Here is a 26,849-nt window from a genome sequence, read left to right as displayed (position 1 = left end):
CCATTTGTAAACTGAAAAATATGTGACATTAAGATGAAAGTCATGATATTAGCATTTCTATCATTTTTTATTTCATTCAATGGAACTAAAAAAAGCTTTTATGCGATTTGCATAAAAGCTTTTGATGTGTAATGAAGGCAAATGTAAACCATTTGTATGCTTTTTTCTTCTCCGAATTATTCATACCTGAGCGATTCAATAGGGTCTAGTCTCGCTGCTTTATTCGCAGGAATTAACCCAAAAACAATACCAATGAGCATACTAAACAGTACGCCTCCACAAACCACTTGCCAAGATACAAGAGACGGCCAGCCGGCAAATAGTGATACTAGCGAAGCACCGCCTAAACCAAGTGCAATTCCCATCAGCCCGCCGATAAGCGTTAAAACGACAGACTCAATTAAAAACTGAACGAGAATTTGCGCCCTTGTTGCGCCCATCGCCTTTCGAATACCGATTTCTCTTGTCCTCTCTGTCACAGAAACAAGCATAATATTCATCACACCGATGCCGCCGACAAGTAAAGAGATTCCGGCTATTGAGCCAATGATCGTTGTCATAACGGACGTTATTTGACCGATCCCTTCTGCAATTTCTTCCATATTGACCATTTCGTAAGCATCTTCTGTATGATGATTTTCATTTAATATGGCAGCCGCGCTCTTTCCTACTTCCTTCATTTGATCCGCATGTGCGACTTGAATAGACAACTTATCATATTCATTCATACCAAATGTGGAGGTGAGCATCGCAAATGGGACATATATTTCATTCATATCAAATGATAACATCCCTTTCTGTTTTGCTAACACACCGATGACTTCAACCGGCTGCCCGTTCATCCAAATCAGTTCACCTAATGCCTTTTGTCCATTGAATAGCTCTTTTAGTAAGCCATCCGAGATGAGGGCAGCTCTTCTGCCGCTTCTAAAGTCAATATCTCTTAAATTCTGTCCTTCTGCGATTTGTAATGAATGTACATTCGTATACCCCTCATTTATGCCGTTAACTGTCGCATCAACTGTCGTATCTTGAAATCTCAGCTGCATTCCTTGTGCAGTCGAGGAGGCGACCTGCTTTACCCCATTGATTGTCCTAATGCTTTTTATGTCTTCCTCAGTAAATGAGGCTTCGAATAAGGCATTTGGATTTGCATTTAACTCTTCGTCAGAAGGCGTATATGTCATATCAATGGTATTGTTTGGACCTGAAATCGATCCTTTTAACATTTGCTCACCGCCTTGACCAATCGCCACGACTGCAATGACTGATCCAACACCAATAATAATCCCAAGCATCGTTAAAATAGAACGTAATTTATGAGCTAAAACCGAATTCAGTGCTATTTTGATATTTTCAAAGAGTTTCATTCATAGCGTCCCCTTGTATCCATCTATCTTCAACAAGCCGTCCATCTCTCACAACGACCGTACGGTTTGTATACGCAGCTATTTCTTCTTCATGGGTGACAAGCACAATCGTTGTCCCTTCCTCATTCAGCTGTGTAAACTGTTCCATAATTGACATGCTTGTTTTTGAGTCGAGCGCACCAGTCGGTTCATCTGCTAAAATAAGCTGAGGCTTATTGACAATCGCTCGTGCAATTGCCACCCTTTGCTTTTGTCCTCCTGACAACTCACTTGGCATATGTTTCATTCGATCGGTCAAACCAACCTTTTCAAGTGCCGATTCTGCACGTTCTTTTCTTTCCTTTTGGCTGATCCCAGCGTAAATCATTGGCAGTTCAACATTGCGCCTCGCATTTAACCTTGGCAGGAGGTGAAATTGCTGAAAAACAAATCCAATGGATTGATTTCGAATGACCGCAAGCTCTTGATCCTTTGCTGCTGACAGCTCTGTACCTTGAAAATGATAGTGTCCTGTCGTCGGACGGTCTAAACAGCCAATAATATTCATTAATGTTGACTTTCCAGAGCCGGACGGGCCCATAATGGACATATACTCGCCTTTCTCAATGACAAGATTCATGTCACTTAATACATCAAATGTTTCGTGTGCGACCTCATAGCTTTTTGTTACGTTGGAAAGCTGAATCATTCAGCATTCACTTCCATTCCGTCATACATATCATCTGTTGGATGAGCAATGATTTGATCCTCTGCCTTGACACCTTTTGTCACTTCAAGATCATGACCTGTCGTTTCCCCTATGACCACTTTTACTTTTTTCAGTACATTTTTTCGAACAACATAAACGTATTGTCCATCAGTCTCTTTTTTTACTGCTGTTTCAGGAATCGTTTGCGCTTGGCGCTTATCTGTTTCAATTTCCATGATCATTTTAAAACCAGGCTTCGCCTCAGGTTTCTTTCCCTTTATTTCAACTTCAACAGGATATTGAACCGTTTGATCGCTCGAAGTTGTTTCGGCTGCAGTCTGGACAGGAACAGCGCCCACTTTTTTCACGACTCCTTGCCAGCTCTTCCCGCGAATGACATCAGACGTTACCTTCACTTTTTGTTTCTTTTTGATTTTGATGGCATCATACTCTGAGATCAAACCCCGCACGATCATTTTTTTCTCATGACCAATATGGATGATCGGCTGCCTATCTTCCGGCCCCCCTGCTCCGGCCTCTTGCTCAATGGAAATCACTGTTCCATCAATTTTACTATGTACGGTTAAATCTTCTATTTGCGCCTTTACTTTTTCTTGGCTGATCTCTGCTTGCTTTTGTTCTAATTCAGCCGCTTTCAGTTCTAATTGAAGCTGATCTCGCTCGCTTTTGGCATTAGCGTCAGATCCGCCTGCTTTTTTCTCATCTAATTCACTCAGCCTTTTTTGCAATTGTTCCAGTTTTAATGTACTTGACTCAGCGGCTAGTGCTTGCTGCTGCTCCTCAAGCTCCAGTTCCTTGTTTTCATATGTAAGAAGCGGCGTTCCAGCCTTTACCTTTTCCCCTTCTTTCACAGCAATTCCCTTCAATTTCCCCTTCTCCTCTTCTTCATAGATGAACTGCTCTTCAGAGAACGAAAGTGTCCCGGGTGTCATCACCGTAGATGTGATTTCTTTCGGCGTGAGTTTGACTGTTTTAATCGCTGCTGTAGAAGCAGGCTTTGCTTGGTTTTTCGCAATATTAAATCCAATAAATAGTCCAATCATAATAATTAAAATAGATCCAATGATGATTTTCTTTCTCATAAAAACCTTCTACCCCCAGCTTACTGATATGTTAATTGCTGTTCCTACATATTGAAAAATTAACGATAAGATATAAAAAACGCCGATAATCACCCAAGAAATTCTCGGTGATATACGCCCAACTCGGATGAATAAAAAGCCTGTTAAAACAAGATTCCAGATCACAAAAAGATCGATATTGGCTAACACCGCCTGCCATGGACCAGAAATTCGTATGAGCGCGTTTAACGAGGTAACCGTGATGTCTTTTGGAACATGAAAAAGGATTACTGCCAAATGAGAAATAATCGTCCCAATGATCGTAACGGGCGTAATGAACAGGACCGCTGAAAACAGCTGCCGAAATGATGCATCACCTTTCGCTAAAAATACGATGAACTTATATATAGCAGCATTGATGACAATCCCAAATACCAGACCAATAAGCGTCACCACATAAACAACAGGTACCGGCAAACTTAAATCTGCCCACATTCCCTTATTTACGAGCTCAGACAAATAAGTCACAACGACTGTTAAAATAAGCACACAAGATAAAGGCCACCAAACAACTGGATGTTCCCATACTCTTTTCAGGTGCTCTGATGGTCTTGTGCTCACTCCAATGATCGTAGGTTTTTGCATGTTTTCTTTCACCAAATGTCATCCTCTCTATGTCAAGCAAGTATGCAAACGCACAATGACGCTCTTTTTCTTTCTATTTTATCAAAAGATTGCCAATAAGTGATCGATCATTTAATTTTCTTATTTTCGTTGAGAAAAAATTTTATCTATTATTCTATTTTCACGAATGAAACCCTTCAAATGACCTCATGATCCGACAATATTCACATCAAGAATCGTGCTTTTACTGACTTAAAAACATTTTATTAAGTAAACAATATGTCTTTCGGAATAAATATCCTTTTCTTTTGGATTCGCATGGTCTTAGATAGACACAACAATTTTTTGTTAAAATAATCCTAGTAATTTCGGCGAATCCCGGCTTTATAGGACTATGATTGGTTTCTTTTACAGAACAAATAAGTCTTTAGTATCAATACTTTCATATTAAAAAATTAAAAATAAAGGGATTTTACTTGATCAAAAGTTATTTTTTCATATAATGTAAAATAGAGGTAGGTTAAATGATAGTGGAAATGGAGTCAAGTGAATGTTAAGAGAAAAATTGAAAATGCAATTGATTTTACTGTATGAAAAGGAACAAGAAGCATGGCAATACTTTCGAAAGGAAAGAGAATCGATTTATCATGAGCTCAAATTACTTGATATGAAAGAAAGCAGACCTTCTAACGACAAAATATACTACGCTGCAAGATGTGTAGATATTATTAAAGAGAAAAAGGGAAGCATTGTGAGCACAAAAGAATTAAAGGAACAGCTTCAAGCTCAAACAGATTTCAATGTGAGACGAATCAGCGAATTGTATGATCTCATTCAGCAGCTCGATCCTCACATTTCTAAAGCAAGAAGGGGATGTTTTATTTACGAAGATCACACCCAAGCACCTCTACAAACTTTTCACACATAAAAAATTGGTTACAGCCGGGTGGCCATAACCAAATCCTCTAATATCTATTATCCACCACTTACAGGAGGAATGAGTGCAACAGTGTCCCCGCTACGCACTTCAGCATTTTCCCTCGTATATATTTCGTTGACTGCAACCATTACGTTTTGTGCAGCATCAACACCATATACCTCCTGTAATTCTAATTTAATCTCATCAACCGTTGTTTGATCTTTTTGAATGATGATTTGTTGTTTACCGGCCTTCTCAGCAAGGCCGGCGAACAATAACACATTAATCATGCTGATCACCTTCTTTCTCTGCAAGTTGAAGATGGCTAGGTTTACCTTCTGGATATGAAACCGTTTCAAGCTGATTACCTATCCAGGCCTCTCCATCTTCCCAATATTCTTTTTTCCAAATAGGAACGATTTCCTTGATTCGTTCAATAGCATATTCATTGGCTTCGTAGGCAGCTTTCCTATGAGGAGACGAAACGGCGATCGCAACAGCAATATCCGTTATCTCAAGTGTTCCAATCCGGTGCACAATCGCTGCTTCAGTGTCAGGCCACCGATTCTTCATTTCTTGTCCAATCTGCCTTAGCATATTTTCCGCCATTGGTATGTATGCTTCGTAGGTTAAACGCAATGTTTTCTTGCCGTTTGTCCATTCTCTGACCGTCCCGATAAACGTTGTAATGGCTCCTGCCTTTCGTCTTGTCACATGCTGAATCAATTCGTTTACCTCAATCGGCGTTTTTGTTATTTTAAAAAGTTCGCTCAAAACGTGCCGCCTCCCTTCAATAAGTGAAAAGCAGATGTCATCCCGCGCTTATCAAAAGCTGAAAACACAGGAAACGGGTAATTTTCGGTTAATGGATTCTCTTGAGAAAAATAAATAGCTGCTTGTATATTAGAAAGAGTCGAAAGGTCATTAAGCTCCTCTTCATTCTTGACACAAACGATTTTGCGATAAGGCGCCTGTTTGTACCCCTCTATGAGAACAGCGTCTAACGGAAGATGCTGACACATGTTGAGCAGCTGCTCTAACGTGATGTGCTGCATCGAAAAGTGAAATTCACCCTCTCCTTCAACACCTGCGGCATATGCACCTGCCTGAATATATCGATCAGTATCTTTTTCTTTGAAAAGACGATCTGGTGTCCCGCCATGTCCATGGTGTTTAAAGCAGCCTAGCTTCAGCCCTTCACGTTCAGCCAGCTGACAGAGCTTTTCGATCAACGTGGTCTTGCCGCTATTTTGATAACCGACCACCTGTAATATGCTTAATTTGTCATCCAGCATGGAGACCCACCGCCTTTGTGCTGAAACAGCAGAACATCAACTTGATCACCTGCTTGAAAACCTCTTGTTCCCCCAGGCAGCACGATGAAACAGTTAGCCTCTGCAATAGAGGTCACTGCACTTGATTTATCAAGACCTGTTGGAGTCACACTGATGTGACTGCCAGTGAATTGAAGGGCCGCCCTGACAAATCGAGTGAACGGATTGGCTTTCGGAAAATCATGTGTGAGTTTCGCCTCAGCGAAGCCGGGAAACGGATTTTCTTTCCTATACCATTTATAAATGATCGGTTTCACAAATAATTCAAAGCCCACAAAACAGGCAGCAGGGTTGCCGGACAGCCCAAACAGCAATTGACCATTCGGCATTGCAGCCACAGTCGTCACACTTCCAGGTCTCATGGCTACTTTATTAAACAGGACCTTGGCTCCCAGCTTTTCATAAATGGCAGGCAGAAAGTCAAAATCACCCACTGACACACCGCCTGTTGTGATCAGAATGTCTACCTTGCTCATGGCTGCTTTTACTGCATGATAACTTTTGTCAAAATCATCGGAGACTCCGCCTAAATCAAGCGGCTCAGCTACGGCCTCAAGTACTTGCGCATAGACCATACTAAGATTACTATTTCTAATCTTGCCGTCCACCATGGCATCACTTACTTGAAGAAGCTCTGTGCCTGTTGAGATAATGCCAATCACCGGTTTTTTGACAACTGGCACTACCGCATATCCGAATGTCGCCAACAGAGCCGTGACGCCAGGAGTGACATCTGTTCCTTTTTTGACCATCACGTTTCCTTTGAGTACCTCTTCTCCTTGACGAGAAATATTGTCTCCCTTTTTCAGCGGTCTTTTCAGTGACATGAATGATTTGCCGCCTTTTTCAAAAGTCTTCGTCAGTTCAATCATGATAACGACATTTGCGCCATTTGGAATTTTTGCTCCTGTCATAATACGAATGGCCTGAAAGGGACCGATGGTTTTTGCTGAGACCATTCCTGCACCAATATGATCAATGACCTCGAATTCCACTGGATGCGCACTTGACGCTTCTTTTGTATCTTCTGCCCGAAGTGCAAAGCCATCATAAGGAGAACGATCAAATGCCGGAACATCATGGTCTGCCAAAATATCTTCTGCAATAAACCGTCCAAGGCTGTCTTTTAAAGGGACCCATTCTATTTCTCCATTTTTTTCGTATTGGTGGACTTTCTTTATAGCCTCTTCTACTGGTATTGGCTGCCGTCTTTCCATCACACATCACTCCTATATCCCTAGCAGTCTTGCTAGTAATGAATTGGCTTCTTTTTCATCATTTGTCCCATGGATTAATGCACGTCCTCCTTTAAAACAGACCATCCGGTAATTTTCGTATCGTACATGGATTAAGAAGTCGTTCACTTCCACCTCACATATAGATGAGAGCCGCTCTTTTATATGCTGAAATGATAGTTTTGCTAAATCCTTTGAAACAATTTGAACGGTGTCACGTCCGCAAAGGATCGTCGTTTTTTTACGCTGATCATGTAAATAAGGATAGGTTCTTGCCGTACCGCAAGTTGGACAGTTCTTCTCTTTAGTGCGAGATAAATCCATTTTAAATGATGTAGACTGCCAAAGATCAAACGTAACAAATTTCCGCTCGATTTGCTCTTCATGACCTGTTAAATATTTGAGTGCCTCTGTTTGCTGATAAGCAGAAACCATTTGAACGGCAGGTGAAATAATCCCCGCTGTATCGCACGTCAAGCCGCCAACAGGCATTGCCGTGAACACACATGATAAACATGGCGTTTTATCCGGCAATATGGTCATATACATCCCCTGACTGCTCACACAAGCGCCATATATCCACGGCGTTTTCGTTTCTAGTGATAAATCATTCATCACCATTCTTGTCTCAAAATTATCTGTTGCATCAATGACGATATCTGCTCTCTGGAATAACGGCCTTAACAGCTCCACCCCTGCATCTTCAATCAGGGCGTGTATCGTCACTTCATGATTGATCTGCTCGAGACGTTTTTTTGCCGCTGCTGCTTTTGGCACATATGCGTTTGCATCATGTTCCGTGTACAGCTGCTGCCGCTGTAAATTTGAAAATTCCACATAATCACGATCGACTATCGTAAGCGTACCGATGCCAGACCGAACAAGCCCTTCCGCAGAGGCGGTACCAAGAGCACCGGCTCCAACGATCAGAACATGACTTTCAGCCAGCGCATGCTGTCCTTTTTCCCCAACCGGAGGGAACAAGATTTGTCTTGAATATCGGTCATTCAATGCTGTTCTCTCCTCACCGTTTTTTATGTATCATATCATACCGTTTTCAGGTAAATCGCTTCTTTTATTGATATTACGAAATTCATTTGATGTCACGTTCAGTTCTTCCTCTGAAACGATACGCACTTGAAGCTTTTGAAGCAAGTCCTTGACGGCAAATTGATTCTCTTTTAAACACGCGCGAATAAAAAGCAGAGAGCGGCGGTGATAAAGCGCAAATAAAGGCTGTAATCTGCCCTGAACAAGCGGGATAATGGCATCTGCGTGCTCACTGCAATAGGACGATAATACTTTCGCCGTTTCCTTCCGTATGAAAGGCATATCACATGCCGTTACTAAATACCATTCTGCCTCTTGCTTTTGCATCGCCGTATATATGCCGGCAAGCGGTCCGCATCCGCGCACCTCTTCATCATCTAACCACACACTTTGTTCACCTCTTGCTTTGAAAAAAGGAAGAAGCGACGGATGGCTGATGATAACCGTCTGCCCTTCTAAAAGCTGCTCTTTCACATGCTCATATAATGGTTTCCCTTGATACATATAACTTGCCTTTGGCTCTCCAAAGCGTCTGGAATCGCCTCCAGCTAAAATGACATTCACTACGTGCATCCTCTAAGTCCTCCTTTGATATGGTTGTTCTAATCGCACTCCTTTCGCATACTTTATTGGTAACATGAATAAGGAGGGTCTATCGATGAACAGGCGCCATGCTTCTCCCCTATTCCATGATTTATCTCAAGAGAATTTATACTTAAAAGCTGAAACTGCCAAATATCAACAAATGATCTCTGATTTACAGTCCTCATATACGTATTCTAAAAATAAGAAGTTAACTCAAGAATATCATGAGATGAAAAAGGATTTCACGCAATTAAAACAACAATTGGATGAAATGACCAATGATCAACACGATGCTGCCTCAAAAATACAGGAACTCTCCTACAGCAAATCAGAATTATTACATAAAATTGTCCTTCTCCATGAGATGCTGCAAAAGGAAACCTATCATAGAAGAAAAGAAACCGAAGAAAAACACAGGCTGCATTTGAAAGTTGTCAAATATGAGGAAATCTCTCAACAATTAAATGAGCGGATAGAGGATCAAGATAAACAGCTTGCAAAAGAGGAGAAAAAAGGAAATACTTTATCCGCAGTGATTGAGAAGCTGCAGCAAACATTAAGCGATAAAAATGCAGATTTACATGTATTACAGGAAGGCGTCAGACACCTTCAAGAGCGTTTTTATGAAACACAAGAGAAATTGCTGCAAATAGAAAAAGCAAAAGAAGCGATTTTTTACGAAACGCTCACAAGCTATCAAAAACAGTTAGCAGAAAGCGAAGAATGGATCGCCTCTCATTTTGCTGATATTGACCAGTCAGCAAAAACAAATGCACAGCCATTCTCACGAGACCGCATCCTGCAAACGACAGAAGAAATCGAACCGATCTTGAAGAAACTCAACGAACAAGTTCAAACACTTCAGGAACACGTCGATGCAGTGCAGCGTAATGGAGAGGTCATGACAGTCAAAATCGACAGCTTCAAAAAACAGCGTGATCACCTGCCCAAGGAACGCAAAATTGTCTATACAGTTGATCAAAAGAAGTAATTCTCGAAATAAAAAACTGCTGGCTTTTACGCTCAGCAGTTTTTTATTTATTCGTCTTCTGTTTGAATGTCGCCTTCTAAAATATACTGTCCGCGATAAGGCTTCTTCACTTCAGGGTACATTTTAATTAAGCTTTGCATAAACGTTGTCATATTTGGGATTTCAAGACCGCTCTCTTTTTCGATCTCTTTTTGAAGCTCTGAGCTTTTAATCGCTGCATTATGACGTTTTAACGTTTTAATCGCAGCTTCACGAAGCTTCGCTGCCTTAGAGCCAGGACGAGCTGTGCCTCTTCTGCGTCTTGTCGATCCTTCAGGAATACCTACAGGTGCTCCGTTTAGCTGTCCTGTTCCTAAAGATGATGATTGTGGTTGTGCCGGCTGCTGGTAGCTTCTCATTTCTTGCGCAGCAAGCTCAGCTAATACAGGTAGTGAATCCGTCTTTCTCTCTGTACGTACTTCTTTTTTTGTATCTGACACTAGACCTGTTCCTTGACGGTCTAATTCTCTTAATTTTGCATAAATCGCATCTCGCTCAATTTGATATTCACGGATGACCTTTACTTCTGCCTCGTTTAATTGTTCCAATCGTAAACGTAACGCTTCCCTCTCATTAAACAATGGATTTCCCCCTCATCATATAAAAAATATTCTATAGTAAATATTAGATTAGAAAACTAATTTTATCAACTATTTTTTTATCATTTTACAGTTTGCTAACAGATAGGTATTTTCAACTAAAATTTTGCCAAAGAGGAAAAATCGGCACCCATTTCATTGCCACTATAGGCTTTTGACAAATCTTAAAATATTGTAAAAAAATTGAATAAACGCTTATACTACTTGATTTATATAGTTATTTACCTAACTGAAATTTCTTTTGTGCAAAAACGTTCTGAATAGTAAAAAGTTAAAATCTTTACATTTTCATTTCAAAACAAAAATGTAAATAGGTCGTTATACCTTTTTGTTTCAGGGATATTTTTTAATAAACTCCCTCATTTTCTCTTTTCTTAGGAATAACACCTACATAAAAACTCATCCGAAGCCATATGCTTCTTATTTTTGTCCATGAAAAAACCCCCATTTATGGGGGAAAAGCTTATTCTGCAGCCTTTTCAGACTCAGAAAGCACTCGATTGACACGTTTTTCAAGCATTTTCATTCCGCTTCCGCCGGCTTGGAAGTGGCGTAAAGCACCTGTTTTATCAAATACATAATATGCCGGTACATATTCGTTTTCAAAGGCTTCTGTTAAGTGATGATCACTGTCCACAAAGATTGGCTGCGTGATTTCATGCTCTTTCGCAACTTCTTTGATTTTTTCTAGATCTAGGTCATCCTCTGAACGAGGCATATGAACTGCCACAACGTTTAGTTGATCCTTGTATTCATCACGGAATTGATTGACTTGAGGCATTGCCTCTTTACAAAGATGACAGCTGACTGACCAGAAATGAATCAATGTTGGTTTGTCACCAATCAAATCTTCTTTTGTTACTTCTCCATTTAACCATTCTTTTGCACCAGTTAGTTCTGGCATTGGTTGACGTAATTTCATTATGAAGCGCCTCCATCCATTGTATGTGTCGAAACAAAAAGGTCTAACATCAGTTAGACCCTCCTGTTTCTTCAGCTATCAATTAAAGTGTTTTTTGACCAGGTTTCCAGTTCGCTGGGCAAAGTCCACCAGTTTGTAATGCTTGAAGAACACGTAATGTCTCATCTACATCACGACCGATATTGTTGTGGAATACTGTTTGGTATTGAAGTTCGCCTTCTGGGTTAATGATGAATAAACCGCGAAGAGCAATTCCTTCTTCTTCGATTAAAACGCCGTATTCTCTAGATACTGTGTGGTTAGTATCAGCAGCTAACGGGTATTTTAATTCACCTAGACCATTATCTTTACGGTCTGTATTGATCCAAGCAAGATGCGTGTGGATTGTATCAGTAGATACACCAATGATTTCTGCATCTAAATCTTCGAACTCGTCATAACGATCGCTCATTGCTGTAATTTCAGTTGGACAAACAAATGTGAAATCCATTGGATAGAAGAAAAGAACTGTCCATTTGTCATTCTTCATGTTTTCCTCTAAACTTACTTTACCAAATTCCTTGTTAGCAAGTACTGCTTCCATTTCAAAACGTGGAGCTTGTTTTCCTACAAAACGCTCTGCCATATGTAAATCCCTCCAAAAAATAATATCTTTATACAGTCTTCTTAGCTGTATATAAAATGAGAATCAAAACTTAAAATTCTCATTTAGTTAATAACTTCACAATTACAATTATAATACTTATGCAATTTTTAGTCAATATTAATTAATAATAAATTTAATTAACGATTTGTCACAATTCCTGCTCTACTTATCAAAAGTTTAACATGACTTGCATAAGGGAACAAATGATTAGCTTCTCTTTTAGAGCATACATAGAAAGGTTTTGAAGATTATGAGAGCATTTCAACAAGTAGATTGGGTTTCCATTATCCTCAATAGCAGTATGATTTTGCTAAAACTAGTCGCCATTTTTGCCATTTACTTTATCATCAGAGCCATAGGAAACAAGATGATTAAGCGCGCCTATTCAACATTCGCTGAAAAGCATGAAGTCTCTTTATCAAGAGCTCAGACACTGCAAAGTTTGACGTTAAATATTTTCGCCTACTTATTGATTTTTATTCTAGTTGTGATGATCCTCGACTTATTTCATTATAACCCGACCGCTTTGCTGGCAGGTGCGGGCGTTGTGGGACTTGCGATCGGTTTTGGCGCTCAAGGGTTAGTGAGTGATATTGTGACCGGATTCTTTATATTATTGGAAAAACAATTTGATGTAGGAGAATATATAACGGTCGCGGGCTTTGATGGGATTGTCGAACAAATTGGCCTAAGAACCACGCAGCTTCGAAGCTTTGACGGTACCCTTCATTTCATTCCAAATCGCAGCATACTGAATGTCAGCAATCATTCAAGAGGGACGATGCAGGCACTCGTTGATATTGAGCTGTCACCGGATGAAAATGTGGATCAGATGATCACAGCCCTTCAAGCTGCCTGTGATGAAGTGCGGGAGGAAACTCCGCAAATTATCGAAGGTCCTCAAGTTGTCGGCGTAGAGGCGTTCGGTTCCTCTTCCCTTGTGCTGCGCATCATAGCGAAAACTGAAACAATGGAGCAATGGCGAGTGGAACGAATCTTGCGCAAAAAAATGAAAGAAGTACTCGATATAGAAAAAGAGCAAAAAGAACCGGGATCATAATCTACCGGTTCTTTTTCTTGTTTTATTGAACACGCTGTTCTACTTCTTGACAAATTTCATCAGCCGTCATACCTGATGCTGTAATAACAGATGCCTTTGTTGTTGTGTCTGAAATGCCAAGAACATTTGAATCTAGTCCTGTGACGACATAACAGTCACACTGATCCATTTGCTGTTCATTTTGAATACGTACGACATCATACCCTTTTTGCTTCAATAGTTCATCTACATCGGATAAAGATTGTTCTACACCAATTCTTGTCATAATCAAGTACACCTCCTGTTCATAAGGTGTACAGGAGGCAGCTCGATTATTCATTCGCCAGCTTGCTTTTTAAAATAAGCCGTCATGACTTTCACAGCTGTTTCAATCGCGTTTTCATCAGGCTGGAGCTTTGCATGGTGCAGGCCGTATTCTGAATCGACCCCTAACCAAAACATGAAGCCGGGATACTTTTTCAGCATGTACCCAAAATCTTCTCCTGTCATGGCTTCTCTGCATTCAATCACATTTGCTAGCCCTTCTTCGGCTACATATGACATAAATTCCTCAGTCAAATCCTTTGAATTGTCCACTTCGTAATAAGATGAAGGGTATCGAACGGTTGCCTTGCATTCGTAGCCAATTTCAATGCCTTTTGCCAATGCTTCAATTCTCTTTCTCACCTTGTCCATAGACTCTGGGGATAGTGTGCGAATGGTACCGTCAAGTTTTGCATGCTGCGCAATAATATTTTGAGCCGTTCCACCGGTAATTGTACCGACTGTAATGACCGCACTATCAAGGGGGTCGACATTACGCGAAATAACCGATTGCAGCTGACCTACAAGTGCACTTGCAGCAACAACCATATCATTTGCTAAATGAGGATATGCAGCATGTCCTCCTTTTCCTTCAAGCTCAATCACAAGCTCACTCGTATTGGCAAATAACAAACCAGGCTTCGTAGCAATTGTTCCAACAGGATATTCAGGTGCGATATGCAGCGCTGTAATAAAGTCTGGCGTCCATTTTTTCAATACATCACTTGCAAGCATCGGTTCAGCTCCGCCTGGACCTTCTTCTGCCGGCTGGAAGATAAATAATACGTCTTCTTTGATCGGTTCATGGACGAAATGATCAATGATACCAAGTGCAATGGTCATATGAAGGTCATGTCCACATGCATGCATCTTTCCTTCATGCACAGATTCAAATGGATACCCTGTTTCCTCAGGAATAGACAGACCGTCCATGTCTGCACGATAAGCAAATACGCGCGTTGGATTTGTTCCCTTCACTTTCACAAAAAGCCCAGTTCGCCACGTTTCAATCTCAACTCGATCTTTTGAATAGATATTAAGGTGCTGAATGAGATACGCTTGTGTTTTAAATTCTTGGAAACCAAGCTCAGGGATTTGGTGTAAATCTCTTCGAATGGATATTAATTGCTCACGATTTAACAAGTGAACTCACTTCCTTTCTTCTATACGAATAAGACGTGGATATCTCATCCACGTCTTTGTCTTCAGCTGCGAATTATATGAATTAAAGCTGACGCAGTTCTTGTTTGATTTCAGTCTTACCTTTTGTTTTCTCATCAATGTCTTTGATTTTCTTAGCAGGTGTACCTGCTACAACTGTGTAAGGCTCTACATCGTTTACAACGATTGCACCAGCAGCTACTACTGCACCTTTACCAATTGTCACGCCTTCTAGAACAACAGCGTTCGCACCGATGACAACGTCATCTTCTACAACAACTGGTTTAGCAGACGGCGGCTCAATGACTCCTGCAAGAACAGATCCAGCACCGATATGACAGTTCTTACCTACTGTCGCACGGCCGCCAAGCACCACGTTCATGTCAATCATCGTACCTTCGCCGATCACAGAACCGATATTAATAGAAGCACCCATCATAATGACTGCATTATCACCGATTTCAACTTGGTCACGAATGATTGCCCCTGGCTCAATACGGGCTTTAATGTTTTTCAAATCTAACATCGGAATTGCAGAGTTGCGGCGGTCATTTTCCACGACAACATCTTCAATTTTATCTTTGTTAGATGCTAGCGCTTCTTGAATTTCGCTCCACTCACCGAAAACAACTCCAGTGTTTCCTGTGATGAATGTTTTTGCATGTTCACCAAACTCAATACCCTCTAAGTCACCTTTGATATAGACTTTGACAGGTGTTGATTTTGTACTATTTTGAATAAATGAAATAATTTCATTAGCGTCCATTTGTTTCATGTATGTATGTCCTCCTCTTAATTTATACTTCATTACTGTACCAAAGGAGAGTTTTAATGACAAGTGAAAGAGTCATCTCCGCAATGGAAAATAAAACAAGCGGGACCGATTATCCCGCTTCTTGCTGGTGAAGCTGAACAAATTGTCTGCCAAAAGATATTAATTCGTCTTCTTCCTCCCCTTCTGGATTCAGCTCAATCTTAACTGAGGGCAGGACAATGTCACCGCCAAGCTCCTTCACTTTTTCTTCAATTAGGTCAACAGCTCCGCAAAAATGTTCGTAAGATGTATCGCCAGAACCAAATACTGCAAATGCTTTTCCCGTTAAATCAAGCTCTTCCATTTCTTCATATAAATCAATAAAATCATCCGGAAGATCGCCATCTCCCCATGTATACGCACCTAACATAATGTGCGAGTAATCATTGAGCAGCTCGGCATCAATATCCATCGCTTCATGCCGGTCTACGCTGGCTCCTGCTTCCGTTATACCTTTTTCAATTAAATCTGCCATCGCTTCTGTATTTCCAGACATCGTGGCATATACCAATAAAACCTTTTCTGTCACTTTTTCTTCCTCCTTATTAATGAATCAATGCAGGCTCCTCATATGGCCTGACAAACTTACTTTCATATAAACCCGCACAGAAAAAGTTTTCGTTTTGATTGGCTACACGAAAACCATGTCCTTTGATCGTATCAAACCATTTGAGCTCTTTTTGCTCAATATCAAGCTGATACACTTTAGAAAATCCGTGTTCGTCTTGTGAGGTGGTCACATACACAATGCCATTATCCTCTGACACATCCAAAAATGATTCTTCTCTAGCAAAGGCCTGTGATTGAATATCATGCAGAATATTTGTATGTAAATCTAAAATTTGAACAGATCCTTTTTTGCCTTTTTTTGAACCTAACGCACAAACAAGAAGATGTTCATGACAGAGCAGCATAGAAGCTGTCATGCGGTGCTCCTCTCTGTTTAGAAGAAAAATCTGTTCTCTTTGCAAGTCATACACCCATATTCCTCCGTGAACCTCATGAATCTGTGTTCCAATATAAAGATGGTCACCTGCAGCACATAAAGAACGAATGACCGGCGGATGATTCACATGAGCAAATGGCTTCATAATTTCCCAGGAAATTCCGAAATCATTTGACACATAGATACTATGTTTTCCATGCGCACACACAAATCCATCTTTGCGTCCTGTAATAGACCAAACAACTGCATTTGTTGGAAATGAAGATAACGCCCATGTGTTGCCTTCATCTCCTGATCTAATTACTGTGCCATTTTCACCAACACCGAATAAATAAGGGCCAATATAGCTGATCGCATGGATTTTATGCTTGAGCTTAAACAGCTGCTGCCATCCGCTCTCCACATTATAGTGAAAAATACCTTCACGTTTTACAGCAACAAAATATCCACCGCTTTTAGATGCTGCAACGGCTGTTGCTCCTTTATGAAACATGATTTTCAACTCGTTTCTCAGATAAAGCAGCCCACGTTAAAAAGCTCGCAGCAAATTCCTGACAGCACGCCACATCTTCATCTGTATCCGGTGCAAGCTCCATTTTTAATGTTTCAGGAAAAACAGATGCACCCGTTGATTTCAGCATGTCATGGAATGTATGGACAGCCTCGCAAAACTTCGGATAGCTGTAATCACCCGATCCAAAGACAGCTGCTTTGATGTGGCTAAGTTCAAGAGTAGAGACCTCTTCATAAAAATCCTCTGCTTCATAAGGCAAATCTCCATCACCCCATGTATAAGAACCAATGAATACGTAATCGTATGAGGAAAGGTCTTCTGCATTCGTATCATCAAATTCCATCATTTCTGTATCGATCCCTTTTCCTTCAAGTGTTTGCTTTAAGATCGCTGCCATATCTTCCGTATTTCCAGACATACTCGCAAATGCAATTAGTGCTTTCATCTATCGGTCACCTCATCTAAATGATAATCATTTTCAATTATTATATGTACACTTTAAATGATAATGATTTTCATTGTCAAATGATTTCATAAAAAAAAGTACCTCCCTATTCCAAGAAGGTACTTACACGGCATCATTCTCAAGCATTTCTTTAACCACACCGACAAATGCTTGCACCTGTTTTAACTGAAAAGACGCTTCATAGCCTAGCAGCCATGTGTCACGGCCGATTTGCTCTCCGTTCACATCAACAAGCGGTGTTTTATAAACACTTTTTTCGTGGTCATATAAGGTAACAGAAGGCAAAATGGCGTAACCGATGCCGTGGTAGGCCATTTGTTTACATGTTTCAATTTGGTCTACTAAAATCGTCTGCTTTGGAGACACTTTAAACTTTTGGTGCCACCAGTGCTGGATTTCCTGATAATACGTGCTGTCGCTTTTAAATTGGATAAATGGCCGCTCTGTCTTGATTAATTCATCTACGTCCTTGATCACGGAATCGACTAAATATAAATGATCTGTCATCAAGTATTCCTTTGTCCCCTTCCAATCAGGGTTACCGCGAATGATTCCTATGTGCACGTGGTCTTCATACAAGCTTTTGAGCATTTCACTGCTCCAGCCAGTAACGAGTGATACTTTGGCATTTGGATATTTTTCAACATACCGTTTTAACACCTTTGGCAGCCAGTGCTGTCCAATAATCGACGCCACCGCAAGCTTGAGTGTACCGTGAATATCACCCTCAAGTTCATCAATTCGCTCTCTCACTCGATCCTGTTCAACCGTCACCTCTTTTGCAAATTGAATAATCTGTTCACCTGCCGAGGTCACAGTCAGCCCCTTTTGTGAACGAAAAAAGATTTTGGTTCCCCATTCCTTTTCGATCGTCTGCAATCTTTGAGATAATGCAGGCTGAGAGACAAAGAGCCGCTCTGAAGCCTTTCTCATATTCAATTCTTCACTTAGCACAACAAGCATATGTAACTCCTGAAGCTGCATGGGCGTCCCCTTTCTCTCTATAAGTTTTTCTTATTTTATATGCTCATTATATAAATTTTAACTTATGAAGGCAAAAAAAATAAGCTGGGCTGCAGCTCATTTTTTTGCGGAATGAATGACCTCATTTAAGCGCTTTAATACAACTCGTCGAGTAAAAATGCCTTCAAAGACCTGCTCCTCATTTTCTACACAAACAAATCCATTATTCGTCACAGCGTGAACGCCTTTTAGTACAGGATCTGTTGTTTTAAGTCTCGGAATATCCTTCAGCATGACTTCTTCAACCTTCAACTGATCGAGCTTCTCGAATTCGATTCGTTCTAAACCGAAGATTTTATCCATAATCATATTCGTTCCAATTAACCCGTGTAAATGATAAGAAGCGTCTAATACCGGTATAGCTGTATATCCTGTTTTTGTTAGAACCAATAGGGCATGCTCAAGGTTATTTCCAATTTGAACATGTGCGACTTTATCTGCATCAATCATATGCTCGGCTACTGTGGACTCAAGCAATTGAGTCGGTTCTATCTCTATCATGTTTCTTCGACCCCTTTTCTCTCAATCATCAATCATACATTCCCCATTACGATTAAGCATAAACTAAAACGAATTTTGTCGAAAGATTTTTTCTGCATAAAAAAGATACTCAGCCCCCGAGTATCTAATAGAATGTTAAACCAATATTAATTCTCAAACCTTACTCTGTCATACAATGTGATCAATTGCTTATACGTATTGTCGTCGACATTTTTTGTTCCACATTCTATATCATTGATCTCACTGCTTAGTAATTCGACAGCATATTCCTGATTCAGCAATACGTTTAATAATAGCTTTTTCTCTTCTTCATTAAAACGATTTTCGATGACGCTCATTCAACATCAGGCCCCCTGTTTCATATATGCTTTTATATTGATTAGCAGGCTTTTGAATGTCTGCTTCCTCTCTATACAGCTAGAATAAGGAACTAGAATCGAATCGTCAACCGCACGTTTCGACAAGGTTTGGAGAAAAATGACGGAATTTATTTTGTGTATCGATTGGCATAGCAAAATGCTGCATATGAGTCGGGTTTTATTTTTGCTTCAATTCCCATAGCTGTGATCATTCCGGTCATTTCCTGAATCAGCTCTTTCGTACTTCCTTTTTTGCCAATATCCAGATGGGCTTCAAAACGAAGGTCTGCCCCTTCCTCAGCAAACGGAAGAAGCAAATCCATCAGTTCTGTTAAAGGCCCCTCAAGGATGTCTGCACATACCTTTTGGCTAAACGCTGTCTCTAATGAAATTTTTTCTCTAAGACTTTGCACAGGCCTCTTGATCACTTGTTGTGTGAGACAGCCCCATGCTCCTTTGCCAATCCGGTGGAGATGAATTGCAGTCATAAATGTTGTGACATTTTGATTGACCTGAGAGTCCGTACCAATTGATAACACATAGGCGGATCTAGGGTCTTTTCGTATAAAGTCTTTCATTCTCATGACGACATCAGAAAACGCTAAATAGTCTTCAGAAAGATTGTAGAAAAAAGAATCACTCACAGAAAGGAACTCCTTTTTAATGGTCTCTTATCCGAAAAATGCGCTGATTGATCATCTTCCATTTGTACATATCATCTATGATGATCCATGTATGCTGCCGCAATAAACGAAGGAATCCTCAGAAAAAACATTTCATACGATTCAGCTTAGGATTGTAGAAGCTCAAAAATCTCAATCGAAATCATATCAATGTTGTCAAATGGGAAAGTATTTGGCTTATCCCCTTGTTGAAAAACAGTCAATTCAAACGTTTGATTCTTTTCGAAATACTTAACACTACAGATTTTCTCACCGTTCACTTCGAAATAACGCTGTGCCGGCTCGTTTGCAGCTTCTGCTGTCTCTTGAAGACTTTGCAGCCTTGTAATGATACCCATTAATTGTGACATTCTAAAAAAAGACTCCTTTCAAAAAAACAACTCAAGATGAACCCGTATTGATTATACACAAGTCCTACAAAGCATCATACCATAAAGTGTTCTCAGATGATATTTTTCCTCTTGAATTCAAAAAAAGAAAAAGAATCTGTTTTTTTAGTTTGAGTCTTTTTTCTCATCTCATGCACCATGATTTTTATAACCCAGCAGATCTCATCAGCCGTTTCGCAATTTCATCAAAATCCTCTTTTGAAATGCCTGGAGCAAACTCTTCCGGTAATTCTCTATAATCTGGCACAGGTGCACCTTGCGGGGTGCCCTCAATGACTGTCAGCGGCTTTCCATCAATCGGATGGCTCCCTTTCCAAATTTTATTAATATCCTTGTAATCCGTATCACTAAATGTATACAGCTTTGTATGAACATTCTGATCTTCAAATTTTCTCGCTGAGTCAAAGTATTTGTTGTCGAGGTTTGGGATTGGCAACATCTTCCCCACATCTACTCCTGTAGCGACTTCAAGTGCCTTTGCATATGCCACAATATGCACGCCGCCCCTGACAAGTAAATAACCGATCATCTCTCTTGCTGTAGGATGGTCCGTCATTTCATATACGCGCATTTTGTGCGTACGTGCTCCGCATTCAAGAAAGAAATTATGGAGAAGATCAAGAATGAGGTTGCCACTTGAGAACACATTCTCTCCGGTCCAAGGTTTTGCCATTGAATCAAACGGATAGCCTGTTTGGGCTGTTTGAATAAAATGCTGTGTATTTCGTTTATCGACAGCTGCCTTCATCGGCGTCGTATCTGGGTCCCCGCCATGGGTGGTTCCTGTAATCATGAGATTGATGGCTGTGGTTACAAGCTCAACATGACCGAATTCTTCAGCCGTAATACTGGATACGAGGTCATAAAACGGTTTAAGTTTTCGTTTTCCTCTAAAGTTAAAGGATTGAAACATGTAATTATTTAATGTGGACATTTCACCGAATTTTCCGCCGAGTAATTCTTGCACAGCAGCGGCACCATTTGCATCTGGGTGATCTGGCCTTGGCAAATCAATGAGCAGCCGCGTGTCACGTTTGATCATGATGTTTCCCTCCTACCGTCTAACTATCATCACTTAAGATGTATGGAAGGTTTGGGCTGTCCTATGCATGAAGGGAAAGATTGAAGCACAAAAAAAACTTGGCGGGGGTAGCGCCAAGTTTTTTGGATCTTGATCTGATAGAGGGGTTGGGGAACAGAGAGTAGCTTCTCTCTATAACTAAATGATAATGATTATCAGTTTCATTGTCAACCATTTTTTATTTCTTTTTTCTATCAAAAAAAGCAGCCTTCAAGGCTGCCTTTTGTTTACATTTCAGTGTGATAGAAAACTTTTGAAGACTAGGAAGGACGAGTACCGGAGCGGAGCGAATTATACATTCGTGAGCACTAGCACATAGGACTGCGGGCGAATGAGAGGGTTTGCCTTCACGCCGCATCTTCAAATTAATCCATCTTGCTCATATAAATAAGCATACGGAAGGTCTATAAACAAATACATATCTCCCTCTAAAGGATAAGAAAACGTACGTATCCTCTCACCGGTTTCTAAATCACTGTAAATATCGCTGAAAAATCCTTTTCCGCTAATTCTCATTTGAAGAATATTTGCTAGGAAATAAGGACGCCAGCTCCAGTTTTTTTCGATATACTCTGGCTGAAACAGCCATTCTTCTTCTTTTTTGAACACATTTCCAGTGATTTGAAAGCCTTCTTCATTACACATATAAATTCGGAAGCTGCAATCTGTTAGTTCGAGTGCCAGCTTTTGAATGAGCTCATCATTTGTGCTGCACGATTTCTTTAAAGTCGTAACAGCTTGATGAATTCGTTTATAGAATGTTTCAGAATGTTCGTAGACCGCTTGCAGCTTCTTTTTCTCATGGGCAATAAATTGCTGGAATTCTTCTCTAAGCTGATCTTTTCGGTGGCTTCGGTCGATTAATTCTCCTGCAGGCTCATGAAGATAGAACCCTTGAAAATATCTCCCGCCATTTCTCCAAGCATACTGCAGCTGGAAATTTGCTTCAATATCCTCATAAATTAAGGCTGCTCCTATTTTTCTTGCAAGCAATGAAATGCTGTACAAGACATATTCATAGGAAGGAGATGGAGCCGATGCCTTTAATGCCTGTAAATCTATTTTTAATAAATCAGGTGAAAGCAAGGCAATCCGGTCCAGATTACTGCTTTCTTTTCCTATATTTGAGACGGCGATTTTAATCCCATATGTACGATAATACGTTAACGTATGGTATAGCTGTTCAATGTCGCCGCTAAACGTATGCTCTGCAAACTCAATAACAAACCGGTTAAGCTGAATGCCCCGTGTTTCATATTCCTTTAAAAGTTCTAAAAAGCTTTCTCCATGATCCAGCATGAGGATATTGGCATCATGATTAATAAAAATGAGCAAATCGTCATCTGCAGTTGTGAAGAGATCAAGTGCTTGAGTCAATACTTTGTGATCTACTTCCAATTTATATTCGTCAGGAATAGATGAATCCGTAAAGAAGGAGCCTAGGCTGACCGTTTCTGACTCAAGCTTCATTCTTCCTAGAATCTCATAGCCTATCACTTTTTGCTCTTCCGCACTGAATATTGCTTGATAGTGCGGGAAAACATCTTCAATATTCGTTAAAATATCCAATGGATCGACCATTTTCATCACCTGCTTCTCTCTTTGTGTGATTATACCACATCAAAAGCAGGTCTTACATCGTCAATCAAAATGGTGATTGGTTGAGCCATTGTCCCCCATCCATCGTGATACAATCTCCATTTATATAAGACGCATGCTCAGACAATAAAAAGCTCGCAAGCGCTGCAATTTCCTCAGGTGTGCCCAGTCTGCCAAGAGGAACACTATCTAATGTTCTTTGCGCTGCCTCTTCAGATTCCCATAGTTTATCTGCACCGCCTGTTCTCTCAATTGGACCTGGTGCGATCGCATTGACGCGAATTCGATATTGCTTCCCCCATTCCACAGCAAGCGTTCGAGTGAGAGACAACACACCGGCCTTTGCTGCCGCCGAATGCGCCACGCCTACACCAGCACCCCATGCATAGGTGGCCACCATGTTAATCATACTTCCTCTTTTCTTTTGACGAATCCAGTAATTCCCCACTGCATGGCTGCAAAAAAATGTACCATTTAACACAATATCAATGACAGCCTTCCAGCCGTTAGGAGACAGTTTTTCTGCTGGCACTAAAAAATTTCCTGCTGCGTTGTTAATGAGGGCATCGACATCACCAAATGTATCCACTGCAAACTTGACCATTTGGTCAGCATCCTCTGGGTTTCGTACATCCATTTGGAAATAAGCGACCGATCCGCCCTTCTGCTTCATTTCTTTTGCCGTTTTTTCCAGCGTCTCTTCCGTTCTACCAGTAATCACGACATTCCAGCCTTCAGCTGCCAAATGAGCAGCCATCGCCTTCCCCATACCGCTTGATCCCCCTGTGACAATCACTATTTGTTTCGTCATTTGTTCTCCCCCTCTGTGTCATTTGAATGACTATTCATTCATTATTGTCTATCATATCATGATTGACCCTCGGTGCACCATATGGGAGATTATCCAAATATGATGCTATACTTAATTTTATTTATAAAGGAGTCTTATATGAAGCAGCTTTCCCGCAGACAATTTTTAAAAGGAGCAGCTGGTGCGAGTATTCTCGGTTTTTTGGCTACAAGTTGTGGATATGGATATGCCAGGTACATTGAGCCGCGCATGATCGATACCGTGTCACTGACCATTCAAGATGCTCAGCTTCCAGCTTCATTTGACCAGTTTAAAATAGCCCAATTTAGTGACGTTCATTTGAGTGATACATTCGCTGCGAAGAATCTAGAAGCCATCGTCCAGAAAATCAATGCTGCATCTCCAGATCTCATTGTGTTCACAGGTGATCTCGTTGATTTTCAAGCATCCTCTGAAGAGCATGAAAAAGCGAAGGCTTATTTGAATAAGCTTCATGCTCCGTTCGGTAAGCTTGCCATCTACGGAAATCATGACTACGGACCATTTGGCGTGGAGCTTTATGAGAAAACAATGGAGGCTTGTGGATTTACTTTATGTAAAAATGATGTGTTTCTATTAGAAAAAGATCATGCGCATATTCAGATTGCTTCACTGGATGATCTCATGATGAGCGTGCCTGATTACGATTTGATCAAACGGGAAGTATCAACTGATTTATTTACATTACTGCTCGTCCATGAGCCTGATGCCGCATTAGAGCTGAAAGCAACACCTATTAACTTGCAGCTTTCCGGGCATACGCATGGCGGTCAAGTGCAGCTGCCTTTCTATGGACCGATTCTCACAGCACCTTACGGCCGTACATATATAGAAGGTTTATACGGAAGCGATCAGCACCGCATCTATGTCAACCGTGGACTTGGAACAACGCGGCTGCCGCTTCGGTTTTTAGCCAAACCCGAGTTAACCTTTTTTACCTTGACATCTCGCGTATAAATAGAAGCCAAACCGCCCTCTCCTGCATATGTATAATCAAAGATCTTTCTCATGACAAATGTTAGGAGAAACCTTACGGGGCCTGATTCCGTCCATATAGTATGTCAAGCGACGGCATCACGGCTTCTTTTATTTGAGTAAAAGGAGTGTGCTTTGGTGCTTCGATACACGGTGAAAAGCGGGGAAACCCTTGCTTCTATAGCACTTGATTTTCGAACAACAACAGATGCCTTAAAGGCTGCAAATCCGTCACTTCAAGCTCGCGAGCCCGAACAAAATGAGGTCATCATTATTCCTGGTTTGCCGGATCCTAATACGATCCCTTACCGCATCTTTGTTTCGATTTCAACGAAACGTCTTGTTTTGTTTTCTGGATCACAGCTTATTCGTTCGTATCCGATTGCAACAGGGAAAATTTTAAATATGACACCGACAGGTTCTTATTATATTGTCAACAGACAGCCAAACCCAGGAGGTCCCTTTGGCGCTTATTGGCTGAGCCTCTCAAAAATTCATTACGGCATTCACGGTACGAATAACCCGTCTTCAATTGGTAAAGCTGTTTCTAGAGGATGCATTCGCATGTATAATCAGAATGTCATCGAGCTTGCTTCACTCGTTCCAAACGGAACACCTGTGACCATTAGCCAGTAGATGAAATCAATTGTACGAATGGTTAAAATTTTATATGATATAAAGTGGGATCTTCAGGTTAAGGAGCGTATTTATGGATATTTTTAAAAACAGAAATTTTGTTCGTCTCTTTTTTGCGGCACTTGCTTCGCAAATGGGGACAACAGTAGGCAATATGGCGTTTGCCTTTTATTTGCTCGACCATTTTAGTCATCAGCCCGCATACGCCACATTGGCTGAGCTTATGTATTCTCTTCCTACTGTCTTTGTCTTTTTTATGGTCGGTGTGGTCGCAGACCGGTTTGATCGTAAAAAAGTCGCAGAGAATTGTGATTGGATACGAGCTGGGCTGACGATTGTATTATTCATCGTTATTTATTTTAATTCACTGCCACTTATTTTCTTGATCTTGTTTATTCGAAGTGCCATTACGAAATTCTTCTATCCAGCTGAAGCTTCTCTCGTTCAGGCCATTTTAAATAAAGATCAATATGCAAAAGCCGCTGGCTTAAATCAAATGCTGTTTAGTTTATTTATGGTATTTGGCGTTGGACTCGGTGCCATTATGTATAAAACGATTGGTCTTCACGGTGCCATTACAATTGATTTAGTCAGCTTTATTATTTCAGGCATCCTGATTCGTTCATGTAACATTCCAATTGAAGCGCGTCAGCCAAATGGACAAGCTGGCTGGAGAGGCATGACCATTAAAACGTCTCTAAAAGATTTTAAAGAAGGCATACTGTATATTTTAAAAAATAAATTATTGGCTTCTTTAATTTTTGGCTTTTTTGTTTTCGGTCTAGTCAATGGCGCATTTGCCGTTCTTCCGATGTTTACAATGAAATATGGACTTTCACCAGACCATTTTGAACTGCATACATCCTTCTTTACAATTGCGATCGGTGCAGGATTGCTCGTTGGAAGCTTAATGGGCTCTGTCCTCGCTAAGAAGGTAAAGATGCAATATCTCATGTCGATTCCAATTCTGGTCGCAGGTATTTTGATTTTTGTCCTTGGTTCTACCCATACATTATGGTTGTTTTATGTCACATCATTTGTCATTGGTACATGCATTGGCCCAGTCAACATTGTCATTGGCGGCTGGCTGCCTAGAATCGTCCACCCTCGCCTGATGGGCCGTGTGTCAGGATGGGTTGATCCGCTTACTATGTTTGCTCAATCGATGACATTAGGTCTGATTGCTGTATTATTTCCAAAACTCATCACAAATGTTTCTTATATTTATTACGGAATGGGCTTTATTATTTTACTCGTCTTCCTTTTTTACTTCATTACACTGCCAAAGTTCAGCAGAGAAGCTGCCGACTTAGACGTGCAGCGTGAACTAAAGGGTCAAGGAGTTCAATAAATGAATAGTCAAAAGGACTTTCTTTATAAAGAAAGTCTCAGCTTGTAGACAAAG

General features: G+C 40.6%; 33 protein-coding genes. 6 read left to right on the top strand and 27 right to left on the bottom strand.

Going from position 1 to position 26,849, the window contains the following annotated elements; all coding sequences use genetic code 11:
* Nucleotides 1-176 precede the first annotated feature (176 nt).
* The 4 genes from AWT60_RS03035 to yknW are packed head-to-tail and all read right to left on the bottom strand — an operon-like array spanning nt 177 to nt 3,797.
* Complete coding sequence (locus AWT60_RS03035; RefSeq protein ID WP_041108831.1) at nt 177-1,370, bottom strand: ABC transporter permease; 1,194 nt, start codon at nt 1,368-1,370, stop codon at nt 177-179.
* Nucleotides 1,357-2,058 (bottom strand): ABC transporter ATP-binding protein, encoded by a 702-nt coding sequence (locus AWT60_RS03030; protein ID WP_041108829.1) that lies wholly within the window; start codon nt 2,056-2,058, stop codon nt 1,357-1,359. Before AWT60_RS03030 ends, AWT60_RS03035 begins: the two co-directional genes overlap by 14 nt.
* A complete protein-coding gene (locus AWT60_RS03025) occupies nt 2,055-3,161 on the bottom strand; it encodes an efflux RND transporter periplasmic adaptor subunit (protein WP_041108827.1) in 1,107 nt (368 codons plus the stop codon). The genes AWT60_RS03030 and AWT60_RS03025 overlap by 4 nt, the downstream gene beginning before the upstream one ends.
* Before the next feature lie 9 nt (nt 3,162-3,170).
* Entirely contained in the window at nt 3,171-3,797 is a 627-nt protein-coding gene (gene yknW / locus AWT60_RS03020) for a YknW family membrane protein (RefSeq protein WP_041108825.1), read from the bottom strand.
* 517 nt (nt 3,798-4,314) lie between these two features.
* Here yknW and AWT60_RS03015 point away from each other — a divergent pair.
* Nucleotides 4,315-4,692 (top strand): Rok-like winged helix domain-containing protein, encoded by a 378-nt coding sequence (locus AWT60_RS03015; RefSeq protein ID WP_024424734.1) that lies wholly within the window; start codon nt 4,315-4,317, stop codon nt 4,690-4,692.
* Nucleotides 4,693-4,739: 47 nt separating this feature from the next.
* Here the strand turns inward: AWT60_RS03015 and moaD are convergent, their stop codons facing one another.
* Genes moaD through AWT60_RS02985 form a run of 6 tightly spaced genes read right to left on the bottom strand, consistent with a single transcriptional unit; the run spans nt 4,740 to nt 8,875 of the window.
* Complete coding sequence (gene moaD, locus AWT60_RS03010) at nt 4,740-4,973, bottom strand: molybdopterin converting factor subunit 1 (protein ID WP_041108823.1); 234 nt, start codon at nt 4,971-4,973, stop codon at nt 4,740-4,742.
* Complete coding sequence (locus AWT60_RS03005; protein ID WP_041108821.1) at nt 4,966-5,457, bottom strand: molybdenum cofactor biosynthesis protein MoaE; 492 nt, start codon at nt 5,455-5,457, stop codon at nt 4,966-4,968. Before AWT60_RS03005 ends, moaD begins: the two co-directional genes overlap by 8 nt.
* The gene (gene mobB, locus AWT60_RS03000) at nt 5,454-5,978 is read right to left on the bottom strand and encodes a molybdopterin-guanine dinucleotide biosynthesis protein B (RefSeq protein WP_041109736.1); all 525 of its coding nucleotides are present in this window, start codon (nt 5,976-5,978) and stop codon (nt 5,454-5,456) included. The genes AWT60_RS03005 and mobB overlap by 4 nt, the downstream gene beginning before the upstream one ends.
* Nucleotides 5,960-7,237 (bottom strand): molybdopterin molybdotransferase MoeA, encoded by a 1,278-nt coding sequence (locus AWT60_RS02995; RefSeq protein WP_076839473.1) that lies wholly within the window; start codon nt 7,235-7,237, stop codon nt 5,960-5,962. Before AWT60_RS02995 ends, mobB begins: the two co-directional genes overlap by 19 nt.
* A gap of 9 nt (nt 7,238-7,246) precedes the next feature.
* Nucleotides 7,247-8,263, bottom strand: a complete 1,017-nt coding sequence (locus tag AWT60_RS02990; protein ID WP_218676894.1) for a MoeB/ThiF family adenylyltransferase — start codon at nt 8,261-8,263, stop codon at nt 7,247-7,249.
* Between the two features lie 30 nt (nt 8,264-8,293).
* Nucleotides 8,294-8,875: a molybdenum cofactor guanylyltransferase gene (locus AWT60_RS02985; RefSeq protein ID WP_218676893.1), complete on the bottom strand. Its 582-nt coding sequence runs from the start codon at nt 8,873-8,875 to the stop codon at nt 8,294-8,296.
* Nucleotides 8,876-8,960: 85 nt separating this feature from the next.
* Here AWT60_RS02985 and AWT60_RS02980 point away from each other — a divergent pair, with 85 nt between their 5' ends.
* On the top strand, nt 8,961-9,878 hold the full coding sequence (locus tag AWT60_RS02980) for a coiled-coil domain-containing protein (RefSeq protein WP_218676892.1): 918 nt from the start codon (nt 8,961-8,963) through the stop codon (nt 9,876-9,878).
* 47 nt (nt 9,879-9,925) lie between these two features.
* On the opposite strand, the gene rok is transcribed toward AWT60_RS02980, so the two are convergent.
* The 3 genes from rok to ahpA all read right to left on the bottom strand — a co-directional run bounded on the left by rok (nt 9,926) and on the right by ahpA (nt 12,063).
* Complete coding sequence (gene rok, locus AWT60_RS02975) at nt 9,926-10,498, bottom strand: transcriptional regulator Rok (RefSeq protein WP_024426871.1); 573 nt, start codon at nt 10,496-10,498, stop codon at nt 9,926-9,928.
* Between the two features lie 481 nt (nt 10,499-10,979).
* Nucleotides 10,980-11,438: a TlpA family protein disulfide reductase gene (locus AWT60_RS02970; RefSeq protein ID WP_024424727.1), complete on the bottom strand. Its 459-nt coding sequence runs from the start codon at nt 11,436-11,438 to the stop codon at nt 10,980-10,982.
* 82 nt (nt 11,439-11,520) lie between these two features.
* Nucleotides 11,521-12,063: a biofilm-specific peroxidase AhpA gene (gene ahpA, locus AWT60_RS02965; protein WP_003211758.1), complete on the bottom strand. Its 543-nt coding sequence runs from the start codon at nt 12,061-12,063 to the stop codon at nt 11,521-11,523.
* Between the two features lie 271 nt (nt 12,064-12,334).
* Here ahpA and AWT60_RS02960 point away from each other — a divergent pair, with 271 nt between their 5' ends.
* Nucleotides 12,335-13,144: a mechanosensitive ion channel family protein gene (locus AWT60_RS02960; protein ID WP_024424726.1), complete on the top strand. Its 810-nt coding sequence runs from the start codon at nt 12,335-12,337 to the stop codon at nt 13,142-13,144.
* A gap of 22 nt (nt 13,145-13,166) precedes the next feature.
* Here the strand turns inward: AWT60_RS02960 and AWT60_RS02955 are convergent, their stop codons facing one another.
* From AWT60_RS02955 to fadH, 14 genes are all read right to left on the bottom strand, one after another.
* Nucleotides 13,167-13,409 (bottom strand): YkuS family protein, encoded by a 243-nt coding sequence (locus tag AWT60_RS02955; protein WP_218676899.1) that lies wholly within the window; start codon nt 13,407-13,409, stop codon nt 13,167-13,169.
* A 50-nt stretch (nt 13,410-13,459) separates the two neighbouring features.
* Nucleotides 13,460-14,590 carry an N-acetyldiaminopimelate deacetylase gene (locus AWT60_RS02950; RefSeq protein ID WP_098676853.1) on the bottom strand — a complete coding sequence of 377 codons (1,131 nt, stop codon included), beginning with the start codon at nt 14,588-14,590 and terminating at the stop codon, nt 13,460-13,462.
* Nucleotides 14,591-14,672: 82 nt separating this feature from the next.
* Nucleotides 14,673-15,383 (bottom strand): 2,3,4,5-tetrahydropyridine-2,6-dicarboxylate N-acetyltransferase, encoded by a 711-nt coding sequence (gene dapD / locus AWT60_RS02945; protein ID WP_008347987.1) that lies wholly within the window; start codon nt 15,381-15,383, stop codon nt 14,673-14,675.
* Between the two features lie 109 nt (nt 15,384-15,492).
* Entirely contained in the window at nt 15,493-15,951 is a 459-nt protein-coding gene (locus AWT60_RS02940; protein WP_024424724.1) for a flavodoxin, read from the bottom strand.
* Nucleotides 15,952-15,967: 16 nt separating this feature from the next.
* Nucleotides 15,968-16,861: an exo-alpha-sialidase gene (locus tag AWT60_RS02935; protein ID WP_218676891.1), complete on the bottom strand. Its 894-nt coding sequence runs from the start codon at nt 16,859-16,861 to the stop codon at nt 15,968-15,970.
* On the bottom strand, nt 16,851-17,327 hold the full coding sequence (locus AWT60_RS02930) for a flavodoxin (RefSeq protein WP_024426866.1): 477 nt from the start codon (nt 17,325-17,327) through the stop codon (nt 16,851-16,853). The genes AWT60_RS02935 and AWT60_RS02930 overlap by 11 nt, the downstream gene beginning before the upstream one ends.
* A gap of 123 nt (nt 17,328-17,450) precedes the next feature.
* On the bottom strand, nt 17,451-18,332 hold the full coding sequence (locus AWT60_RS02925) for a transcriptional regulator CcpC (protein ID WP_024424721.1): 882 nt from the start codon (nt 18,330-18,332) through the stop codon (nt 17,451-17,453).
* Between the two features lie 96 nt (nt 18,333-18,428).
* The gene (gene cbpB, locus AWT60_RS02920) at nt 18,429-18,872 is read right to left on the bottom strand and encodes a cyclic-di-AMP-binding protein CbpB (protein WP_024424720.1); all 444 of its coding nucleotides are present in this window, start codon (nt 18,870-18,872) and stop codon (nt 18,429-18,431) included.
* Nucleotides 18,873-19,018: 146 nt separating this feature from the next.
* Nucleotides 19,019-19,210 (bottom strand): antirepressor AbbA, encoded by a 192-nt coding sequence (abbA, locus tag AWT60_RS02915; RefSeq protein ID WP_003210802.1) that lies wholly within the window; start codon nt 19,208-19,210, stop codon nt 19,019-19,021.
* Nucleotides 19,211-19,359: 149 nt separating this feature from the next.
* Nucleotides 19,360-19,875 carry a ribonuclease H-like YkuK family protein gene (locus tag AWT60_RS02910; RefSeq protein ID WP_048238789.1) on the bottom strand — a complete coding sequence of 172 codons (516 nt, stop codon included), beginning with the start codon at nt 19,873-19,875 and terminating at the stop codon, nt 19,360-19,362.
* Between the two features lie 146 nt (nt 19,876-20,021).
* Entirely contained in the window at nt 20,022-20,264 is a 243-nt protein-coding gene (locus AWT60_RS02905) for a YkuJ family protein (RefSeq protein WP_003212254.1), read from the bottom strand.
* A 184-nt stretch (nt 20,265-20,448) separates the two neighbouring features.
* Nucleotides 20,449-21,345, bottom strand: coding sequence for a manganese catalase family protein (locus tag AWT60_RS02900; RefSeq protein WP_024424718.1), 897 nt, complete (start codon nt 21,343-21,345; stop codon nt 20,449-20,451).
* 399 nt (nt 21,346-21,744) lie between these two features.
* Complete coding sequence (locus AWT60_RS02895; protein WP_061109969.1) at nt 21,745-22,965, bottom strand: EAL domain-containing protein; 1,221 nt, start codon at nt 22,963-22,965, stop codon at nt 21,745-21,747.
* Between the two features lie 64 nt (nt 22,966-23,029).
* Nucleotides 23,030-23,794, bottom strand: a complete 765-nt coding sequence (fadH, locus tag AWT60_RS02890) for a 2,4-dienoyl-CoA reductase (protein ID WP_218676890.1) — start codon at nt 23,792-23,794, stop codon at nt 23,030-23,032.
* A gap of 138 nt (nt 23,795-23,932) precedes the next feature.
* Here fadH and AWT60_RS02885 point away from each other — a divergent pair, with 138 nt between their 5' ends.
* The 3 genes from AWT60_RS02885 (at nt 23,933) to AWT60_RS02875 (ending at nt 26,795) form a co-directional block, all read left to right on the top strand.
* Nucleotides 23,933-24,790: a metallophosphoesterase gene (locus AWT60_RS02885; RefSeq protein ID WP_163115195.1), complete on the top strand. Its 858-nt coding sequence runs from the start codon at nt 23,933-23,935 to the stop codon at nt 24,788-24,790.
* Between the two features lie 156 nt (nt 24,791-24,946).
* Nucleotides 24,947-25,444, top strand: a complete 498-nt coding sequence (locus AWT60_RS02880) for a L,D-transpeptidase family protein (protein ID WP_034623332.1) — start codon at nt 24,947-24,949, stop codon at nt 25,442-25,444.
* A gap of 73 nt (nt 25,445-25,517) precedes the next feature.
* Nucleotides 25,518-26,795 carry an MFS transporter gene (locus tag AWT60_RS02875; RefSeq protein ID WP_024426859.1) on the top strand — a complete coding sequence of 426 codons (1,278 nt, stop codon included), beginning with the start codon at nt 25,518-25,520 and terminating at the stop codon, nt 26,793-26,795.
* Nucleotides 26,796-26,849: the final 54 nt, after the last annotated feature.

The sequence above is a fragment of the Bacillus sp. F2HM genome (assembly GCF_019266135.1).
In the GTDB taxonomy this organism is placed as follows: domain Bacteria; phylum Bacillota; class Bacilli; order Bacillales; family Bacillaceae; genus Bacillus; species Bacillus safensis.
The sequence above is the reverse complement of the archived record's forward strand: the minus strand, read 5'-3'. Positions and strand labels throughout refer to the sequence as shown.

Coding starts and splice junctions, on each gene's coding strand:
- AWT60_RS02930 (WP_024426866.1), bottom strand. CDS start 17,327: ATGAAAGCACTAATTGCATTTGCGAGTATGTCTGGAAATACGGAAGAT.
- moaD (WP_041108823.1), bottom strand. CDS start 4,973: ATGATTAATGTGTTATTGTTCGCCGGCCTTGCTGAGAAGGCCGGTAAA.
- AWT60_RS02875 (WP_024426859.1), top strand. CDS start 25,518: ATGGATATTTTTAAAAACAGAAATTTTGTTCGTCTCTTTTTTGCGGCA.
- AWT60_RS02895 (WP_061109969.1), bottom strand. CDS start 22,965: ATGGTCGATCCATTGGATATTTTAACGAATATTGAAGATGTTTTCCCG.
- AWT60_RS02885 (WP_163115195.1), top strand. CDS start 23,933: ATGAAGCAGCTTTCCCGCAGACAATTTTTAAAAGGAGCAGCTGGTGCG.
- AWT60_RS03030 (WP_041108829.1), bottom strand. CDS start 2,058: ATGATTCAGCTTTCCAACGTAACAAAAAGCTATGAGGTCGCACACGAA.
- AWT60_RS02925 (WP_024424721.1), bottom strand. CDS start 18,332: ATGCAGCTTCAGGAGTTACATATGCTTGTTGTGCTAAGTGAAGAATTG.
- AWT60_RS02980 (WP_218676892.1), top strand. CDS start 8,961: ATGAACAGGCGCCATGCTTCTCCCCTATTCCATGATTTATCTCAAGAG.
- AWT60_RS02935 (WP_218676891.1), bottom strand. CDS start 16,861: ATGTTTCATAAAGGAGCAACAGCCGTTGCAGCATCTAAAAGCGGTGGA.
- AWT60_RS02985 (WP_218676893.1), bottom strand. CDS start 8,875: ATGCACGTAGTGAATGTCATTTTAGCTGGAGGCGATTCCAGACGCTTT.
- AWT60_RS03025 (WP_041108827.1), bottom strand. CDS start 3,161: ATGAGAAAGAAAATCATCATTGGATCTATTTTAATTATTATGATTGGA.
- mobB (WP_041109736.1), bottom strand. CDS start 5,978: ATGCTGGATGACAAATTAAGCATATTACAGGTGGTCGGTTATCAAAAT.
- fadH (WP_218676890.1), bottom strand. CDS start 23,794: ATGACGAAACAAATAGTGATTGTCACAGGGGGATCAAGCGGTATGGGG.
- AWT60_RS02960 (WP_024424726.1), top strand. CDS start 12,335: ATGAGAGCATTTCAACAAGTAGATTGGGTTTCCATTATCCTCAATAGC.
- ahpA (WP_003211758.1), bottom strand. CDS start 12,063: ATGGCAGAGCGTTTTGTAGGAAAACAAGCTCCACGTTTTGAAATGGAA.
- abbA (WP_003210802.1), bottom strand. CDS start 19,210: ATGAGCGTCATCGAAAATCGTTTTAATGAAGAAGAGAAAAAGCTATTA.
- AWT60_RS02900 (WP_024424718.1), bottom strand. CDS start 21,345: ATGATCAAACGTGACACGCGGCTGCTCATTGATTTGCCAAGGCCAGAT.
- AWT60_RS02970 (WP_024424727.1), bottom strand. CDS start 11,438: ATGAAATTACGTCAACCAATGCCAGAACTAACTGGTGCAAAAGAATGG.
- AWT60_RS03035 (WP_041108831.1), bottom strand. CDS start 1,370: ATGAAACTCTTTGAAAATATCAAAATAGCACTGAATTCGGTTTTAGCT.
- AWT60_RS02955 (WP_218676899.1), bottom strand. CDS start 13,409: ATGACAAGAATTGGTGTAGAACAATCTTTATCCGATGTAGATGAACTA.
- AWT60_RS03015 (WP_024424734.1), top strand. CDS start 4,315: ATGTTAAGAGAAAAATTGAAAATGCAATTGATTTTACTGTATGAAAAG.
- dapD (WP_008347987.1), bottom strand. CDS start 15,383: ATGAAACAAATGGACGCTAATGAAATTATTTCATTTATTCAAAATAGT.
- cbpB (WP_024424720.1), bottom strand. CDS start 18,872: ATGATAGAGATAGAACCGACTCAATTGCTTGAGTCCACAGTAGCCGAG.
- AWT60_RS02905 (WP_003212254.1), bottom strand. CDS start 20,264: ATGTCACAATTAATGGGTATCATTACAAGGCTGCAAAGTCTTCAAGAG.